The organism is Acidithiobacillus thiooxidans ATCC 19377 (genome assembly GCF_009662475.1).
Taxonomy (GTDB): Bacteria; Pseudomonadota; Gammaproteobacteria; order Acidithiobacillales; family Acidithiobacillaceae; genus Acidithiobacillus; species Acidithiobacillus thiooxidans.
In genome coordinates this window covers 2,036,657-2,052,974 of record NZ_CP045571.1, presented here as the reverse complement: position 1 = coordinate 2,052,974, position 16,318 = coordinate 2,036,657, and the positions used below count along the sequence as shown (strand labels likewise).

The 16,318-nt window shown below is 52.2% G+C and carries 14 protein-coding genes; 4 read left to right on the top strand and 10 right to left on the bottom strand.

Annotation, left to right across the window (positions count from 1 at the left end; genetic code table 11):
- Positions 1 to 85: 85 nt before the first annotated feature.
- Genes GCD22_RS10830 through GCD22_RS10820 form a run of 3 tightly spaced genes read left to right on the top strand, consistent with a single transcriptional unit; the run spans position 86 to position 2,278 of the window.
- On the top strand, positions 86 to 619 hold the full coding sequence (locus tag GCD22_RS10830; protein ID WP_010639871.1) for a universal stress protein: 534 nt from the start codon (positions 86 to 88) through the stop codon (positions 617 to 619).
- On the top strand, positions 620 to 1,534 hold the full coding sequence (locus GCD22_RS10825) for a sulfite exporter TauE/SafE family protein (RefSeq protein ID WP_031575225.1): 915 nt from the start codon (positions 620 to 622) through the stop codon (positions 1,532 to 1,534). It abuts the gene before it with no gap.
- Positions 1,535 to 2,278 (top strand): TIGR02186 family protein, encoded by a 744-nt coding sequence (locus GCD22_RS10820; protein ID WP_031575227.1) that lies wholly within the window; start codon positions 1,535 to 1,537, stop codon positions 2,276 to 2,278.
- 36 nt (positions 2,279 to 2,314) lie between these two features.
- On the opposite strand, the gene GCD22_RS10815 is transcribed toward GCD22_RS10820, so the two are convergent.
- From GCD22_RS10815 to GCD22_RS10805, 3 genes are read right to left on the bottom strand one after another with little or no spacing between them, the layout of a single operon-like run.
- Complete coding sequence (locus GCD22_RS10815) at positions 2,315 to 3,055, bottom strand: HAD family hydrolase (RefSeq protein ID WP_010638561.1); 741 nt, start codon at positions 3,053 to 3,055, stop codon at positions 2,315 to 2,317.
- 4 nt (positions 3,056 to 3,059) lie between these two features.
- On the bottom strand, positions 3,060 to 4,058 hold the full coding sequence (locus tag GCD22_RS10810) for an aminoglycoside phosphotransferase family protein (protein WP_031575229.1): 999 nt from the start codon (positions 4,056 to 4,058) through the stop codon (positions 3,060 to 3,062).
- A 31-nt stretch (positions 4,059 to 4,089) separates the two neighbouring features.
- Positions 4,090 to 4,599 (bottom strand): hypothetical protein, encoded by a 510-nt coding sequence (locus GCD22_RS10805; protein WP_031575230.1) that lies wholly within the window; start codon positions 4,597 to 4,599, stop codon positions 4,090 to 4,092.
- Between the two features lie 313 nt (positions 4,600 to 4,912).
- Between GCD22_RS10805 and GCD22_RS10800 the strand changes: the two genes are divergently transcribed.
- Positions 4,913 to 6,523, top strand: coding sequence for a cation:proton antiporter (locus GCD22_RS10800; RefSeq protein ID WP_031575232.1), 1,611 nt, complete (start codon positions 4,913 to 4,915; stop codon positions 6,521 to 6,523).
- Positions 6,524 to 6,555: 32 nt separating this feature from the next.
- Here the strand turns inward: GCD22_RS10800 and GCD22_RS10795 are convergent, their stop codons facing one another.
- The 7 genes from GCD22_RS10795 to GCD22_RS10765 all read right to left on the bottom strand — a co-directional run bounded on the left by GCD22_RS10795 (position 6,556) and on the right by GCD22_RS10765 (position 16,281).
- Positions 6,556 to 7,689 (bottom strand): MFS transporter, encoded by a 1,134-nt coding sequence (locus GCD22_RS10795; RefSeq protein WP_031575235.1) that lies wholly within the window; start codon positions 7,687 to 7,689, stop codon positions 6,556 to 6,558.
- Complete coding sequence (locus GCD22_RS10790) at positions 7,686 to 9,200, bottom strand: GMC oxidoreductase (RefSeq protein WP_031575238.1); 1,515 nt, start codon at positions 9,198 to 9,200, stop codon at positions 7,686 to 7,688. Before GCD22_RS10790 ends, GCD22_RS10795 begins: the two co-directional genes overlap by 4 nt.
- A gap of 4 nt (positions 9,201 to 9,204) precedes the next feature.
- The gene (locus GCD22_RS10785) at positions 9,205 to 9,990 is read right to left on the bottom strand and encodes a glucose 1-dehydrogenase (RefSeq protein WP_031575241.1); all 786 of its coding nucleotides are present in this window, start codon (positions 9,988 to 9,990) and stop codon (positions 9,205 to 9,207) included.
- On the bottom strand, positions 9,987 to 12,350 hold the full coding sequence (locus GCD22_RS10780) for a glycoside hydrolase family 15 protein (protein ID WP_031575245.1): 2,364 nt from the start codon (positions 12,348 to 12,350) through the stop codon (positions 9,987 to 9,989). The genes GCD22_RS10785 and GCD22_RS10780 overlap by 4 nt, the downstream gene beginning before the upstream one ends.
- Before the next feature lie 111 nt (positions 12,351 to 12,461).
- Positions 12,462 to 13,313, bottom strand: coding sequence for a DUF1641 domain-containing protein (locus GCD22_RS10775; protein WP_031575247.1), 852 nt, complete (start codon positions 13,311 to 13,313; stop codon positions 12,462 to 12,464).
- 62 nt (positions 13,314 to 13,375) lie between these two features.
- Positions 13,376 to 14,662, bottom strand: a complete 1,287-nt coding sequence (locus GCD22_RS10770; protein WP_010638587.1) for an NAD(P)/FAD-dependent oxidoreductase — start codon at positions 14,660 to 14,662, stop codon at positions 13,376 to 13,378.
- A gap of 164 nt (positions 14,663 to 14,826) precedes the next feature.
- Complete coding sequence (locus tag GCD22_RS10765) at positions 14,827 to 16,281, bottom strand: cryptochrome/photolyase family protein (RefSeq protein ID WP_031575250.1); 1,455 nt, start codon at positions 16,279 to 16,281, stop codon at positions 14,827 to 14,829.
- Positions 16,282 to 16,318 lie beyond the last annotated feature (37 nt).

Here is a 16,318-nt window from a genome sequence, read left to right as displayed (position 1 = left end):
GACTTTACGCATTGAGCTTGCCGCCTCGACAGGCATAGGGCCATCCTCTAATATTGATGAAATCTCTCAACATTGTAGGTTGTTTATGTCAGATCCAGTCCTGTTGACGGCTATTGATGGATCACAAAATGCCTTGCTGGCGGCTGCTGTGGCGGCGCGGTTTTCACGTCTTCTTGGAGCACGTCTCGGGCTGGTGACTTCCCTGCATGTGGCCAAGGATCCACTGGGTTTTGGCGGGGGACTGTTTTCTCGTGACCTGACGGATCGACTACTGGCAGAAGCCCGTCTTGAGGCGGAGAGTAATCTGCGCGCTGTTGCCGAACGTATCGAAGAACATTGTGATATTGGGCTGCCAGAATATTTTCTGCTGGAAGGGGATCCCGAACAGGAAATTCCGCATCTGGTCCAGAGTCTTCCGGAAACAATCATGGTGGTGGTAGGGCAGCGTGGTTTTGGCACGGAAAGTAAACCGCGAGGGTTACCCCATCTTCTGGGGGGACTCGGTGCAAAACTGAGTCTGGCATTGGCGGTTCCGGTATTGCTGGTGCCGCCTGATACGAACATCGATCAACTGTGTTCTGCGGTGTTTTGTTCCGATCCGTCGCAGGGAGACCGCTGAGTGGAATTGTTCCTGCCTATCGCGCATATGGACGTGAATATCTGGCTGATTGTCAGCTTTGGTTTGGCGGTGGGTTTCCTGTCAGGATTGACCGGAGTGGGTGGAGGTATTTTGATTACGCCTCTGCTGATTTTTATCGGGGTCCCGCCGCTGGTTGCCGTGGGTACCGGGGCGGCCCAGATTGTCGGTGGGTCGGCCATTGGCAGTTATGCACACTGGCGCATGGGTAATGTCGATATGCGCATGGCTTTTGTCCTGTTGGCAGGGAGCTGGACGGGGGGGCTGATCGGTGTACACATTGCCCGGATTCTGGAAGCGGGTGGCCACTTCAGTCTGGTGGTGACTTTTCTATATGTCATTTTGCTGGGTGTCATCGGTACTTCCATGTTGATTGAATCGCTGCTGGCTTTGCGTGGTCGGCATGGGCATGCATCCCAAAAAAACCGGACAAAAAATCAGTCCATTCTGCAGCGCCTTCCGGGACAAATGGATTTTCCGGTTTCAGGGCTGCGTCTTTCCTTTCTGACCCCGGTTTTACTGGGTTTTGGCGTGGGCTTGCTTACCGCGCTGATGGGGGTTGGAGGTGGTTTTGTGATGGTGCCCATCATGCTTTATGTATTGAAAATGCCCACCAAGGTGGTAGTAGGTACCTCATTGTTTCAATTGCTGTTTACCACGGCTGAAGTAGGTATTTTGCAGGCGGGAATGAATCATGCCGTAGACCCTTATCTGGCTCTGGCTTTGGTTTTAGGTTCTATTTTCGGCACGCAATTCGGGGCGCGGGCCGGAGCGCATATGAAGGGGGAACAGCTGCGTCTGGTGCTGGCCCTGGTGGTCGTGGGAGTGGCTATCAAGATGGGGTTGGGATTATTTATTGCGCCCGAACACATTTTCAGCATGGCGCGGGTTGTTTAGATGCTTTATCTGCGCCTGATGCTCATGCTGCTGACTATGGGTGCTGCCATGCTGGCCGAAGCGTCTACGCCCCTGGTGGTGGCTACCAGTACGGATAAGGTGAACGTGACCAGCCATTTTGTCGGGGAAAATCTGCTGGTGTATGGTGCCATCACGGGTCCGGGGCAGGTCATTGTCATACTGCGTTCGCCCGACAGCACTGAAGCCATGCAGCAAAAAACCCGAACCGGACCAATCTGGCTGAATGGTGCAAAGGTAACGGTGACCAAGGCTCCGGGTATCTGGCAGCGGCTTTCTTCGGCCCCGGTCAGGCACATTCTGCCTGATGATACCCTGCAGAAACTGGGATTAACCCTGTCTTCGCTGGTAGATAAAGCCCGTTTTGATCCCGAACCCGATCATTTGGATACCTGGCAAAGAGCCTTTCTGGATGAGAAAATTCGCTACCGCAATTACGTGGTGGATCCCGCTGGGGTCACTCTGAAGCAGGGGTTATTTTCGGCGAAAATCAGGCTGCCGGCGTCATTGCCTCTGGGTCATTATCAATTGCTGACTTATTTGGTCCGGCAGCAACAGGTGGTTGCAGTCCGCAAGCAGCAGATTGATGTCCGCCAGGTCGGTTTTCAAGCGTGGATTGCCCGTTTTGCCAGAGAGAACAGCTGGGTCTATGGCATTGTTCTGACTATTATTCTGGCAGGATTGGGCTTTGCTCTGGGTATCCTCATGCGTCGCCGTTCAGCTTAATGCTTCAGCCTAAAACGGCAACTGCCGTTTTTAGGGTCAGTTGTCTGCATGTTTTTGCGCCAGAAAAGCCACGCCATCCAGTACCTGATAAAAGTCGTGGGCGAAATAATCCGGCTGAATATCGTTGTAGGATTTGGCCCCCTGGTTGGAATCTACAAAAATGGTTTTCATCCCGGCCTGCTGCGCGCCATAAATATCCCGAAACATGTCGTTACCCACATAAATGGCCTGATGTGGCGCTACTTCGAGTTGTTCGGCAGCCATTTGAAATAATCGGGAATCAGGCTTGCGATATCCGTAATCACCGGAAATGATGCGAATGTCGAAATACTTTTTGATATTCAATGCGCGCATTTCGGGCAGAGCAAAACAGCGTTGGGCATCGGAAATGAGGGCAAGCTGGTACTGTTCCTGCAAGCTTTTGAGCGTTCTTTTGACGCCTTCATAACGTTCCAGGCGGGTTCTGGAAATGCCACGATGCAGCCGCGCCAGTTCCTTGGCCAATTTTTCCCTGCCATTCAGTGGCTTGCTGTTTTCCTGAATAAGAATGGTATGCCAGATGGCTTCTACATCAATTTCCGGATAGCGTTCGGTGGATTGGCGTTTGCGTTCTTTCATGACGGCGAAATAGCGTTCGCGCACTTCCCGACGATTCATGAAAACCCGGTGATACGTCAGATAATGAGAAATTCCTCGATAAATTTCCTCCATGTCTTCATTGGTTTCTATGTTGATCAATGTGCCATACAAGTCAAAACAGACAGCGCGAATAGACATGAGATTACCTCCTTAGAACAGAGAGTGCAGCATGAACCAGAATTTGACTGTAACGCCAGTCCAACCAGGAATTACGGGCGATGCGTAACAAAGTCATGCCCATGTAAAAGGGAATTCTCCGGGTGATGGCTGCAAATGCCGCCTGTCGGTCGGGGAAATGGGTGCTGTATTCCCAGAGAAAATGACCGATGAAGGGCTCGGCCTGCTCACCATGATGGTTGTTGCGCAGGAAATGGTGTTTGATTTCACCGGCAATCATGCCCAGGTCGTAGACGCGGTCAGCGCGCTTCATGCGCTCGAAATCAATGGCAATAATGGTTCTGGGGTGCGCAAACAAAAAATTGGATGGAGTGGCATCGCCATGAATCAAAACCGCCTGATCGCTCCACATACAGGGAGACTTCTGCCACTGATCGCGAAATCCATAAACTTCGCGCATTTGTGCTTCGGTAATGCGGTGGCGACGCTGCAGACGCGCCACGATTTTATCAAAGTAGGGAAACTGGGTATGAAAGTGAACTGTCTCAGCGCCGGCCGTGTGGTTATGTAACTTGGCCAGAAACCAGGCGAGATCAGTGAGACGGGCATAAAGCAAATCTTCATGGTGTTCAGCAAGACTCTGACTCATAACACTCGATAATGATTGACCGGGACAATATTCTTCCACGACCAGACTATTCATGTGGCGGGCGATGCCAAAAGCCTGAGGAATATGAAAATGCTTATGATTAAGACCGATGTTGCGCAAATAATGCAGATTTTGCCATTCATTCCAGGCTCTTTCCCAGGCGTTTTGAGGATCTTTACCCGGACGCTGAAAAAATTTCCCGATCACCTTTTGCTGAGAATGAGTTTCTTCATACAGAAATACTTCATTGGAAGCAGGAAACTGAAATACCCGAAAATTGCGGACCTGATCATTTGGCAGTATTTGCGGATATACATCATCGCGTAAATAGGCAAAAAGTGGATCCTGAGGATTCAGTCGTCCGAGATATTTCACAATATCTGCTCCATTCTATTGCTCTTACAGTTCATGGCGGTGGCTCCTGAAGGGCGGGATGCAGCTCTATGTGTTCAATAGTCCAGCCTGGTTCCAGTCTTGCCAGGGTTGGGGCGATGTTGTCCATGATCTGACGACCCAGATCTTTCTGTACCGTCGGTGAATGTGAAACCTGATTCAAATCTGGAAAGGCCATGAAGGGATTGGCAATCAGGCTCTCAAAATGGTTTTGGGCGTCATGTAGAGGCTGCCAGGGTCCGTGCCCGTGAAGGATGGCAACAGGATGAATGGTCAATGCTTTTTCAGAACCATCAGCACTGCGCACCATCACCCCGAAAGAACCCAAGTCCAGAGTTTTTTTCATCGGCCTGGGGATATTTGTTTTTTCGGGTACCGGTTTTTCAGGAGTTGGACTGACGGCTTGCGTGGATAGCGGAATATTGAGGGCAATGCCAATGACAATGGCTGTGCTTATCAGCGCGATAATGACCACCAGAATCCAGGTTTTTTTCCTGGAAGGGGCGGGTTTGCGTGGGGCCAATGTTCATCACTCCTTTGCGGAATACCCGGATGTTCCAGGCTATCAACTGATTTGTATCATGGTCTGCGGCCTGAGACCAAACCAGACAATACGACGTGCAGCCTAAAGTTGCTGAAAAGTCCCCAGGTCAACCGTAGTTTTTAGTTTTAAGCCTGTATTTATCGTTTCTTTTGGCCCCCCTCAATGATCTGCACGATGGGTATGACATGAAGGGCTATGAACAGTCCTGCGCTGTGTCTGGCTTGGGTAACTGAGACCAGTTACACTGATTCAGGATAATAGTCGCCAAAAAACACTCAGTGCGTGGAGAACCATGATTCCAGAAACTGCCGTTTTGTTACTGTTCGTGGTTGCCTCATTACTTTCGTTAATCGCCAACCGTTTACATTTACCTTATACCGTGGCCCTGGTGCTTGGCGGCCTGGCGTTGGGTGCGTTGCATCTTTTTCATACCCCGGTACTTACCCATGACCTCGTTTTCAATCTTTTTTTGCCCGGTTTGATTTTTGAGTCAGCCTATCATCTTTCTGCCAGTGCGATGTGGCGGGATCGTCTGGCCATTTTTGGTTTGGCTGTACCCGGTGTGTTCCTGTCTATGGTAGTTACTGCCTATGTATTTCTTTGGGCTTCTGAATACTTGCCGCACCTTTCCGGTGCTGTCATCCCTCTGGCCGTAGCCTTGGTGTTCGGTGCGGCTGTAGCCGCTACGGATCCAATTTCCGTAGTGGCCATTTTCCGCAAGTTGATGGCACCAGAACGGCTGACCTTCATGATTGAAAGCGAAAGTCTTCTCAATGATGGAACCGCCATAGTTTTTTTTAGTCTGTTTCTGACCCTTGCCGAGGGAAAATCCATCTCCATCACCCATCTGGGCATTGATTTTGTCAGTGAAGTTGGCGGAGGGGCGCTGCTGGGTTTGATCGTCGGCTGGCTCAGCTCGGAAATCATCAAACGTATTGGCGATGGAATGGTCGAAATCACCATCACTATTTTGGCCGCTTATGGCAGCTTTCTGCTGGCAACCCAGTTGGGTTACTCGGGTGTGATTGCCACAGTCGTCGCGGGACTGATATGTGGGAACTACGGGGCGCAAAAAGGCATGACGGCATCTGTCCGGATGGCTGTCAATACCTTCTGGGAATATATAGGTTTTGCACTAAATTCCCTGATTTTCCTGCTGGTCGGTTTGACCATTAATCTGCTGGATTTAATGCATATCTGGGCGCTTGTGCTGGCAGCCTATGTCGCTGTAACCATTGCCCGAGCTGCCGTGGTCTATGGTATGGGCGCGTTGTTGAGCCGGACCCGCGCAAAAATCCCTCTGAATTGGAATTTTGTACTGATGTGGGGAGGGATTCGTGGAGCCCTTTCTATGGTTTTGGCGCTCAGTCTGCCTGCTGGCCTTCCACACCGGGAGTTGCTCATTAATCTGGTGTTTGGAGTGGTATTATTAACAATCCTCGTGCAGGGATTAAGTATTTCTCCCTTGGCCAGAATGTTGAAGGTGCTGGGCAAAAGCGGGGCAGATCAAAATACGGAAATACAGCGCCTACGGATTTTTTTAGCAAAGTCTGATCTGCTTGAACTCAAAAAGCTGGGAGAGGAGGGGCTTCGGGATCAGCGCGCTCTGAATGTATTGAAAGTCGCCCTTGAAGAAGAGCAGAAAGAAGCTACAGAACAATTACGGCAACTGGACAAACCGGACAACAACATTATGCAAGGCGATTTTGTGCGCTTGTATCGTCGCATTCTCCTTGCCCGTAAGGAAAAAATAAATCAAGCACAGAGAGAAGGATTGTTGAATGAAATCAGTGCAGAACAATTACTTGTCGATATTGATGCGCAGTTGCTGGAAATAGCTTCTCAACCGGAAACAGTATTTGCGCGGATGTCTGTTGTGAAGGAGGAAAGCTCAGTTGCGTGAAGAGTTTTTCGCAATATCGGTAGACGCCCTGCTTATTGCTGCCGGCTATTGCGCCAGGCCAGCCAGAGCAGTGGGATCGCCCATAGGGCGGAAAAAGTATAAATCTGATTCAGTGAAATGAAATGTTGCAGTGGTCCCAGTCCGGTAGAGCCGATGCCTTCGCCAATCATCAGCGCTCCAACCAATAGTCCAGCCATTTGCGTACCTTCCTTGCCGTGTGCGGCCACTCCGAAAGCCATGCTGTAGGGGTAGTATATACCGCAAGCTGCACCGGCGAGGGCAAATGCCAGTAACAGCGCCGTTGCACTGAGCAGATGGGGGATGATGATAAAGCAGGCTGCCATACCGATAGGCGCCAGGCGATAAACCCAGCGTCGGGAAAGAAAGCGGTCGGGAATACTGCCCAAAATGAACCGGGCAACGGTCATGCCTCCCCAGAACAGTGACAGGGCCAGGGCGCCGGTCGCGGCGGGAAGATGGCGGTCGACACTGACCAAAACATTGGCCCAGCTGCCAAAGCTGCCTTCACAGATCGCATAAATCACTACTGCAAAAGCGAAGGGCATCATGGAGCGTCTCCAGGCACGTAAGCCGCCCAGTTCGTGCGTATCTGTATCCTCCGCGAGTGGAAATAAGAGTAGAACGAACCAAAGCAAAAGAATGAGGGCAGGCCAGGCCACCCAGCTCAACCAGCTTTGTGCGCCAGTCAGAATCATGGGCGATACGGCAGTTGCTCCGCCAATGACGGCATTCAGAATGGTGACGGCCGCCGCCGCAGCGCCCGCAAAGAGGAGCGACGCAGCCCGATTGATGGCAGCATTAGTCAAGCCGAACCCGATACCGAGCATCAGTGTTTCAGCCAGCAGTAACAGCACAACGAACAGCCCGGAACTGAAAAAAGCCGCTACCAGAAAAGCCATGGCAACGGCATTGATAAGGGCTCCCAGACGAAACAGCCCCTTGCTGCCCAGGCGTTTATGAATGGCCCCCGCACTCAAAGCCGCCAATATGGCGCCGATGATTTCCGGAAAATACAACATGCCGTAAGTGGCATTACTCATATCGTAAGGTGCGCTGCGCAGGGTGGTACCCAGTGCTGGAATCAGCACAAAAGCAGCTCCCTGCAAAAAACCGGCAATATAAACGGCACTGAGCCCGCGTTTCACAGGCCGCCTTTGGCGTGCTGAATAATATGCGCACTGACACGCAAGGCATTGGCCATGATGGTCAGTGAGGGATTGACCGCACTAATCGAGGGCATAAAGCTGGCATCCACCACATACAAATTGTCCAGATCATGCGCCTTGCAATGAGGATCAAGAACATTGTCGGCAGGATCTTCGCCAAAGCGGCAGGTTCCGACCTGATGGGCGGTGGCAGAAATATCCATGGCCTGAAAAAATACGCCCATGAACCCGGCCTTCTGCAGAATCTCCCGCCATTTCTGGCAGAGGCGGCGATGACTTTCGCGGTTTTTGGGGTTCCAGGCCAGACAAATGTTGCCATCGGTATCCAGAGTCACCCGGTTGTCGGGATCAGGCAGGTCTTCGGTGGTCAGCCACCAATCTACGGAATGACTGGCCGTCCAGGCGCTGATGGGAATCGGCATGAGCGGCCGCTGCGCATGGAGCAGGGCCGGTGTGACCTTTCCCAGCCCCTGAATATGCCCCAGTGGATAAGGATAGTCCGGGTCTCCGGAGTCTTCATAAAAATCGTTCAAAGCCAGGGTTTTCTGAAAAATGCTGCGATTTTCCCGACCCGGTTTAATAGCCATGCAGGCGCTATTGAGATGGCACATATAATTGCGCCCAACCTGATCACTATGGTTAGCCAGTCCGGAAGGATATTTTTCCGATGCAGAAGCCAGCAGGAGAGCCGCACTATTGACCGCTCCTGCAGCCAAAACCACCAGCCGGGCCGTAAAGCTTCCCTGATCAGTCTCGACAGATTCCACCGTTTTGCCATTTTTACCATGGATCAGACGGCGCACCCGATGGCCGGTCAGCATCCGGACATTACTGTGTTGCAATGCGGGGCGGACACCGCACAGTTCCGCATCACCCTTGGCATGGAGCATACAGGGAAAGCCATCACAAGTCGGGCAGCGCACGCAGGGGCTTTGTTCAGGTTCATCGGCCAAACGGTGGAGTGCCAGGGGCAGGGGAAAGGGGTGATAGCCCATCTCGCGCAGAGCCTTATCCACCAAAGCGATATCTTCATCATGGGGAAACGGGGGGTAGGGATAAGCTTTGCGGGGGGCTTCAGTAGGATCGGCACCGGCCTCGCCGTGCGTGAAATACCAGGATTCGGCCTCATCATAAAAGGGTGCCAGATCATTATACGTGATGGGCCAGGCTCGGGTATCGCCACCCTGATGCTGGCGAAGCGCAAAATCCTTGGCGCGGCGACGTAAAACGGCTGCCCCGTAAAACTTGGTGTTGCCACCGACATGATAGCCGGTGACCGGTGAGAAGGCTTTGCCGTCCTGATCATGCCACTGTTCATCGGTATGATAGCGGTGTTCACCGAAAACTGTCTGGGGATCCCAGTTTCCCCATTCACGGGGTAAATAATCGCCGCGTTCAAGAATCAGAATTTGTAAACCAGAGTCCGCCAGGGCACGGGCCAGTGTTCCGCCACCCGCACCGCTGCCGATAATAATGACATCGGCATCCATAGTGTCATCCTCCGTGGCGGAAATCCGGATAAATCAACATGCCCCCATCTACAGCAAGGGTGGTGCCGGTGATGTAACTGGCGAGATCACTCGCCAGAAAAGCCACGACATTACCAATTTCCCGGGGCTTGCCGAGGCGACCCATGGAGATTTTTTTGTCGAGATCTTTCAACGACTGAGGATCGCTCCACACCGATTCGTTGATGGGTGTTTGAATGGCACCCGGGGCAAGGGCCACCACGCGAATGCCTTTGTCTGCGGTTTCCTGGGCCAGGGTTTTGGTGAACATGGATAATCCCGCCTTGGCGCTGGTGTAGGCACTATAGCCTTCCCAGGGAATGAATTCGTGCACCGAAGTAATATTGATGATGACCCCGCCCTGGAGTTTTTCCATGCGCGGAATGGCTGCCCGGGCACAATAATAAGGACCGAGCAGATCAACGCTCAGTACTTTCTCCCAGATTTGCGGGTCATCATCTCCCACCAGGGCACGCGGCCCGTCCATACCAGCATTGTTGACCAGAATATCCAGGCCCCCAAAAGCCTGCTCGATTTGCTGTACCAGTTTTTCCACTGCGGCCGGATCAGAGATGTCGGCCTGGAATGATTGCGCTTTGCCGCCTGCCTTGTTGATGCTGTCGACCACGGCATAGGCCTCATCCTTGCCCTTGCGATAATGGACCGCCACTTCTGCGCCCGCTGCCGCCAGAGTTTCCGCAATAGCTCGTCCCAATCCACCACTGGCACCGGTGACTAAGGCCCGTCGTCCCTGCAAATCAAGATGAATCATGCCAAAGCTCCTGTAATATCCAGATGAAAATTTTCTCCAATCCAGTCTCCGCTTTCCTGCCAACGGATGGTGAACTGAACACTTTCTCCCTCGCTTAACGGTTTCAGGGGTAAAATGGCTACATGGCCCAGTTCCCAGTCTTCCGAGTGGAGATCTTGCACATCCTGCCAGCCGTTAATACCCCAATGAACCGTAAAAGGAGCGCGAAGCAGCACACGTAACTCCTGACCTGCCGGTAATTGCCGGGGCCTTTGCCGCAAGCGCCAAAGGCGGTAGTCAATATCCGGTTTTTTCCCTTGATAGCGTTTCCAGGTGGCTGCAGGCCGGTCTACGGGCTCCCCTTTTATGAAGCTGTGACACAGTTTGATATATTCACCGTGGGCCCAAACCAGTGGCATGGCGGAACCACTGGGGTGGCCCGGTTCCAGGCCTTTTTCCGGAATCGGGTCGGCTTCCCAGATTTGTTCGGGGAGTAGGCCACCTTTCCCGGTCATGGCGGCCATGGCTTCAATGTAGGGCAGGGCGCTTTCTCCAGCGGCCAGCGCGTAATGGCCGCGCTCTCCAACCAGCAATGGCCAGCCACGACCAATACCGGTGCCATCAAAAGGGCTGCCATCCTGGTGTTCTCCGTAGCCATCGCCATTATAACGATGCCATACCGGACCACTGGGGGTGTCGGTTTTGAGCAGGGCATCCATCACCCTGACGGAGGCAACAATGTGAGGATCTGCTGCGCTGCGCAGTCCATAACGCACCAGTTGCAGAAAATCATTGGCTACCTGCTCGCTGGCGGGAAGATGCGGATCATGCGCCCGGTTTTTGATCAACACCCACTCATCTTTGGCGCCATCCTGAACCAGCACATCTTCCGGCGTAATCCGCACAAAATAACCGGGTACCTGATACTGTCTGGCCAGATCCGTATCCTTGACAAAGGTCCAGTCTTCCAGCCGTGCATTCCAGTAGTCCGCCAGCATCAGTGCACATTCAGCGGTTTTACCGCCCATTAATTCGGCACCTTCTACCAGCGCTGCAATGGCGACTGCCAGCGTAAAAGTATTGACCCCGCCATCTTCTTCCCAGCGATCCTGTCCGGTTACCGGGCCTTCGTGGGCAATAAAGTGCAGGGCACGCTGGACCATATCGGTTACGGCAATGTCTTCCAAGGCGTCATGCTGGCGGAGCAGCGCGGCCAGTAAAACGGGAAACCCGGTTTCATCCAGTTGGACACCTTGCCAAAATGGTTTGCCACCGAGCCACTGGTTTTGCAACCAATGACCATCAGTCTGCTGGGTGCTGATGAGATAAGTCAGCACCTGTCGGGCTTCTTGGGTAGCCCCCATGGCGACCAGGGCTCCGGCGCTTTCGACCAGGTCCCGGGACCAGACCAGATGATAGCCGCCGCGACTGGTACTGGCTTCACCCCAAGGCACCGAAAGGCTGGCGACCAGCGCGCCGGGAAAAGTCCGGTCTTCATGGACCTTCAGAATATTTTTGGAACGGGCATAAAGAGTTTTGGCCGTATTGGGAAGTTTGCTGGCGAAATTGCGGGGGCGGGGATGCTTTTTGTGCCAGGCCTGCCACAAATCCGTATAACTGGATGACGTGGCCTGGAAACCATTCGCCAGCGCGCTCCAGGCATTGGTCGCGGCGGCTTCTTTGCTGGAGCCCAGTCCTAAAGCCAGAGTACCCTGACGGGGCATTTGTCCGGCCAGGGCAACTTCACCGGGTCCGGCTTCCCCGTATTCCCAGAGCATGCGTCCATGCTCATGAAAATCCTGCCACAAGTCGCTGGCGCCGACTTCCCCAACGCTGCAGCGTTCCAGCGCCGCGTAACCGGCGGCATTCCGGCAGGCGAGAGCCAGTCCGAACGGACCCTGTTCTGCCCACAGTACCTTGCGACCTTCCCAGTTACCGACCCAGGCCCGATTGTTTTCGGCATCTTCCCCGAGTCGCGCTGAACACAACAGATAGGGGCGGAGACTGGAATCTCCTTCCAGCTGAAAATCGATGAGCAGCACATCGCGGTCAGGATCAGCACAGACCTTGATGGTAAAGTCAAAACGCGCGTGATGATGGCGGATGATCGGTAGCGGTACCTGCGGATCATCCAGTTCCAGAGCCGGCTCTGGCAGGGTTTTCAGTTCCTGCCAAAAGCCTTGATCATCGGCAATGATAAATCCGAGATCACGCACCTGCGGAATATCAATGCGCGGATAAAACACTTCGGTAATGATGCCACTGCCGGTGGTGAACCACAGCTTGCTGGTGCCCAGTGCTGTCCCTACACAGGACTTCCGGGCGGTAGACCATACCGGATGACGCCATTGTGCTGCCGGTGCCTTACTGACTGATTCCATTTAATCACTCCTGGATGGATGAATGTCTGCAGATTTCTAGTACCGGCTGGTGTTATTTAATGATCAAAATGCGTTGTTCTTCCGGTACCCTTTCCTGAAACAATAAAAAGATTAATCTTTGTGCTTGGGCAGAACACCCGCTTTTTCGAGATAAACGGGCAATACAGCGACCACGCGCATACCCCGTTGAACATCGGGATCCTTGAGCATGTGATACAGACCGGATAGTCCTCCGGCTTTGCCGGTGGCCTCATGTTCGGCAGCATCCGCAAGGGCGGCAGCCATTAATTTTCCGCTTTGCATCAGGCTCGCGGCGGAATTGACCAGCGGATTGCCTTGGCTTTTCTGCACGAGTTGCCCCAGTAAGCTTTCCAGATCAATAGTTTCAGCAAAAAGACCGATCTGACGACTGAGGTCTGCAACGCGCTGCAGGTTGCCATCGTCCTGCATCTGTTTCAGCAGGCGCAAAGCTTCGACAATGGTGGTATCAGCTGAGGTTTCCTGCCAGATATCACCCAGTTTCTTGATTTTGGCCACCACAGCACTACCTGCGGGCCCCTGGAGAAAGTCCATAACGGCATTTATTTTCGGGATGATTTCGCCAAACATCTGCAGGGCAGATAACCATTCCGCCAAAGGCATTTCATGGAGTTTACTCAGCAGACCGGGGATGAAAGGCTTCATTAATGCTATGCTTTCGGTCACAAAAGCGGCATTTTCACGAATGAGCGACAAAAGACCGCTTTCACGCAGGACTTTAAGCGTATCAAGCAACTCTTCAATGCTCCCTTCCAGATCATAGCGTTCATTCCATGTGCCGGCTTTGAGCGCCAGGTCCATGGGCAGGTTTCCTGCCGGGCTACCCATAAAGCTTTCGCTACCATGGGCAAGGTCGCCCAAGCGGGCAAGACCTGCCCATTGTTCTGGTGTGAGTTGAGGGGTGAAAGATTCTTGTGCTGCCATAATGCATCTCCCTTGATTTATATCATGCCAATAGTAAAAGAGGGCCTCGCGGCCCTCGTTTTTCAGGCTGCGAAGAGTTTTTCGGCCAGTAATTTAGAAGCATCAAGCCCCCATTCCGGCATTTTACCTTTCGTCTTGAAGAAGAGATTTTTGTACTGCATTTTCAGCAAGAAGGGCATATGGCCCATTTTCAGAACCTGATCAGGACCACCAAACCAGCTGTTGGAACGAATATAAAAGGCCTGATTATTCCCCATGTCACCAATACAATAGACTACGGGTTCCAGAGGCTTGTCGGCTTCCGCCGGAGCCATTTTCCCCAGATCCTTGGCGATTTGCTTGGCGACAATTTCGCTTTGGGCGTGACCAATTCCGCCCAGCTTCGGCACCGTAATGGCAGCCGCGTCACCCGCTGCAAACACATTGGGATACTTGGGATTACGCATGGTCACATCGGTTACCACAAAGCCTTCATTATCACTGATGGGCAGTCCCTTCATGAAATCATGGGGAACCCAGTCCGGGAAAACCAGTTTCAATTCGGCTTCAATATTTTTACCACTGGCCAGTTCAATACCGTCCTTGGTTATCCGGGTAATATCTTTGGCTTCATTGACATAATTAAAACCCATGCCCCCGGCGATTTCGAGAAGCTTGCCCACTACTTTTTCACCAGCATCTTCAGCAATCAGGGAAGCTGGGGTAAACACCGTGACTTTATCGGGACCACCCTTGCCGTGCTGACCTAACCAGGTAGCCATGGACAACATGGTTTCCACGGGCGGGCCTTCACAGGCGGCTTCGGCAGTGGGGAAAGCATGACCACCATATAACTTGATGTCTTTGGTCCCATCGCCTTGATGGAAACGGGCAGAACCAATGGCTACCGGACCACCTTTGTATTCATGGGCCAGGAAGTGACGTAATTTGTTACCGTAGTAAAAATCGCTGACCGTATGGCCGTGTTCGGCAAAGCCTTCGATTTTATCATAGGCCAGACGATTACCTACGGCGACAACCAGATAGTCATAAGACATGCTTTCGGGCGCAGCACCGGGACGCTCATTCGGTACAAAATCCACACGCTTGGCATCCGGATCAATGGCTTTGATTTCGGCCTGAATAAAACCAATATCATCTTCATCCAAAGTGCTCGGGATATCCATCGCCAGGGTTTTACTGGGATCGCGTCCCTCAAATACTTCGGCGGGCACATTAGGCACAAATAACAAGAAATTCTTACGATCAATAACGGTGATACGCACCGATTCTCCACAAAGTTCACGCACTTTTTGTGCTGAAGCGAGACCGGCAAAATTACCACCAAGAACGACAACATGAGGCTTCATAGATGTTCCCTCCGTTTTTTCGTCATGAAATTGCAATAATCAACATCCAAATTGAATGAATGTCTCCTTATTGAGAGTAGTAGATAATCTCAAAAGTTCAACTAAAAACTTTTTGGATGGTTTTCCGGTTAATTATATTAATACGGTTTTATATTTTTATTGGATTATAAATTATCAGATTTTGCCAGATTATTTTTCTTCAGCTTCTCGAAAATATCCAGGGCCTGCTGTCTGGCTTCATGATGATCAATCAGCCGTTGAGGATAATTGCCTCCCAGAACCACCCCTGCCTTTTTAAGAAGGTCCTGATCTGCCGCCCAGGGCTGGTGAATAAAGCGATCGGGCAGAGCGGATAATTCCGGAATCCAACGGCGCAGATATTTGCCTTCGGGATCAAATTTTTCTCCCTGTAATACCGGGTTGAAAATCCGGAAATAGGGAGCTGCATCTGCGCCCGAACCGGCAACCCATTGCCAAGAGGCGCTGTTATTAGCCAGATCCGCATCTACCAGGGTATCCCAAAACCAGGCTTCTCCCTCTTGCCAGGAAACCAGAAGGTCCTTGATAAGAAAGCTTGCGCAAATCATCCGGACCCGATTATGCATCCAGCCACTCTGCCAAAGTTCGCGCATACCTGCATCGACAATCGGATAACCCGTTTGTCCAGACTGCCAACGTTCCAGCAAAAGCGTATCTTTTTGCCAAGGAAAATCGGCAAATTCCGGACGCAGTGGGGTATCCGGCAACTGCGGAAAATGAAACAGTAAATGCCAGGAAAACTCGCGCCAGCCCAGTTCCCGCAAAAAATGCTCCCCTTCATCCGTAAGCTCGGGATGTTGCCGCAAGTGAAAATGCGTTTCCTGCCATATCTGACGAGGACTGATTTCACCATGACTCAGGTGCGGAGAAAGTCGGGATACGGAATTTTGGGCAGGAAAATTCCGCCCCTCACTGTAGTTCACCAGTGATTCATCCAAAAATTGCTGAAGTCTGTTTTTGGCGCCGGTTTCACCAGGGGCCCAGAATTCCGAAAAGCGTTTAGCCCAATTGGGCTTTTGTGGAAGCAGATGCCACTCTGCCAGAGTTTCAGTTACCAGGTCTTGGGTCAGTTGATGCGGTAAAGCCGAAAAATCGGGTTCTGGTAATGCTGGCGCAATGCTGAAGCGAGCCAGGAGGCTTTTCCAGAAAGGTGTAAAAACCTTATAAGGTTTCTCGTCATGATGATGCAGCCAGGGTTCAACCAGGCAATCACCCGTAAAAGAGCGCACAGCAATACCCTGGCTGCGCAACTCGGCCTTGATGGCGGTATCCTGAGCTATTCCAGCAGGATCATAGCGGCGATTCCAGAAAACCGCTCGCGCCGAAGTTTCAGCAATAATTTCCTGCAAAATCTGCAGAGGTTTCCCGCGTCTGAGTATTAAAGGCAAACCATACCGGGCAAGAGATTCCTGTAATTGTTGCAGACTATGATGCCGCCACCAGAGCTCGGCAGCGCCAGCCTGCTCATCCGCATCAAGAATATACAGCGGTATGACTACCCCCTCCTGGGAGGCTTCCCACAAGGCCGGATGATCAGCGAGACGAAGATCCCGGCGCAACCAGACAATCGTAATGGTCATCCTGTAGCCCCATAGAGTAGATAAACCAAGCCGCTAA

Coding starts and splice junctions, on each gene's coding strand:
- GCD22_RS10785 (WP_031575241.1), bottom strand. CDS start 9,990: ATGATTCATCTTGATTTGCAGGGACGACGGGCCTTAGTCACCGGTGCC.
- GCD22_RS10820 (WP_031575227.1), top strand. CDS start 1,535: ATGCTTTATCTGCGCCTGATGCTCATGCTGCTGACTATGGGTGCTGCC.
- GCD22_RS10830 (WP_010639871.1), top strand. CDS start 86: ATGTCAGATCCAGTCCTGTTGACGGCTATTGATGGATCACAAAATGCC.
- GCD22_RS10780 (WP_031575245.1), bottom strand. CDS start 12,350: ATGGAATCAGTCAGTAAGGCACCGGCAGCACAATGGCGTCATCCGGTA.
- GCD22_RS10815 (WP_010638561.1), bottom strand. CDS start 3,055: ATGTCTATTCGCGCTGTCTGTTTTGACTTGTATGGCACATTGATCAAC.
- GCD22_RS10800 (WP_031575232.1), top strand. CDS start 4,913: ATGATTCCAGAAACTGCCGTTTTGTTACTGTTCGTGGTTGCCTCATTA.
- GCD22_RS10770 (WP_010638587.1), bottom strand. CDS start 14,662: ATGAAGCCTCATGTTGTCGTTCTTGGTGGTAATTTTGCCGGTCTCGCT.
- GCD22_RS10790 (WP_031575238.1), bottom strand. CDS start 9,200: ATGGATGCCGATGTCATTATTATCGGCAGCGGTGCGGGTGGCGGAACA.
- GCD22_RS10775 (WP_031575247.1), bottom strand. CDS start 13,313: ATGGCAGCACAAGAATCTTTCACCCCTCAACTCACACCAGAACAATGG.
- GCD22_RS10765 (WP_031575250.1), bottom strand. CDS start 16,281: ATGACCATTACGATTGTCTGGTTGCGCCGGGATCTTCGTCTCGCTGAT.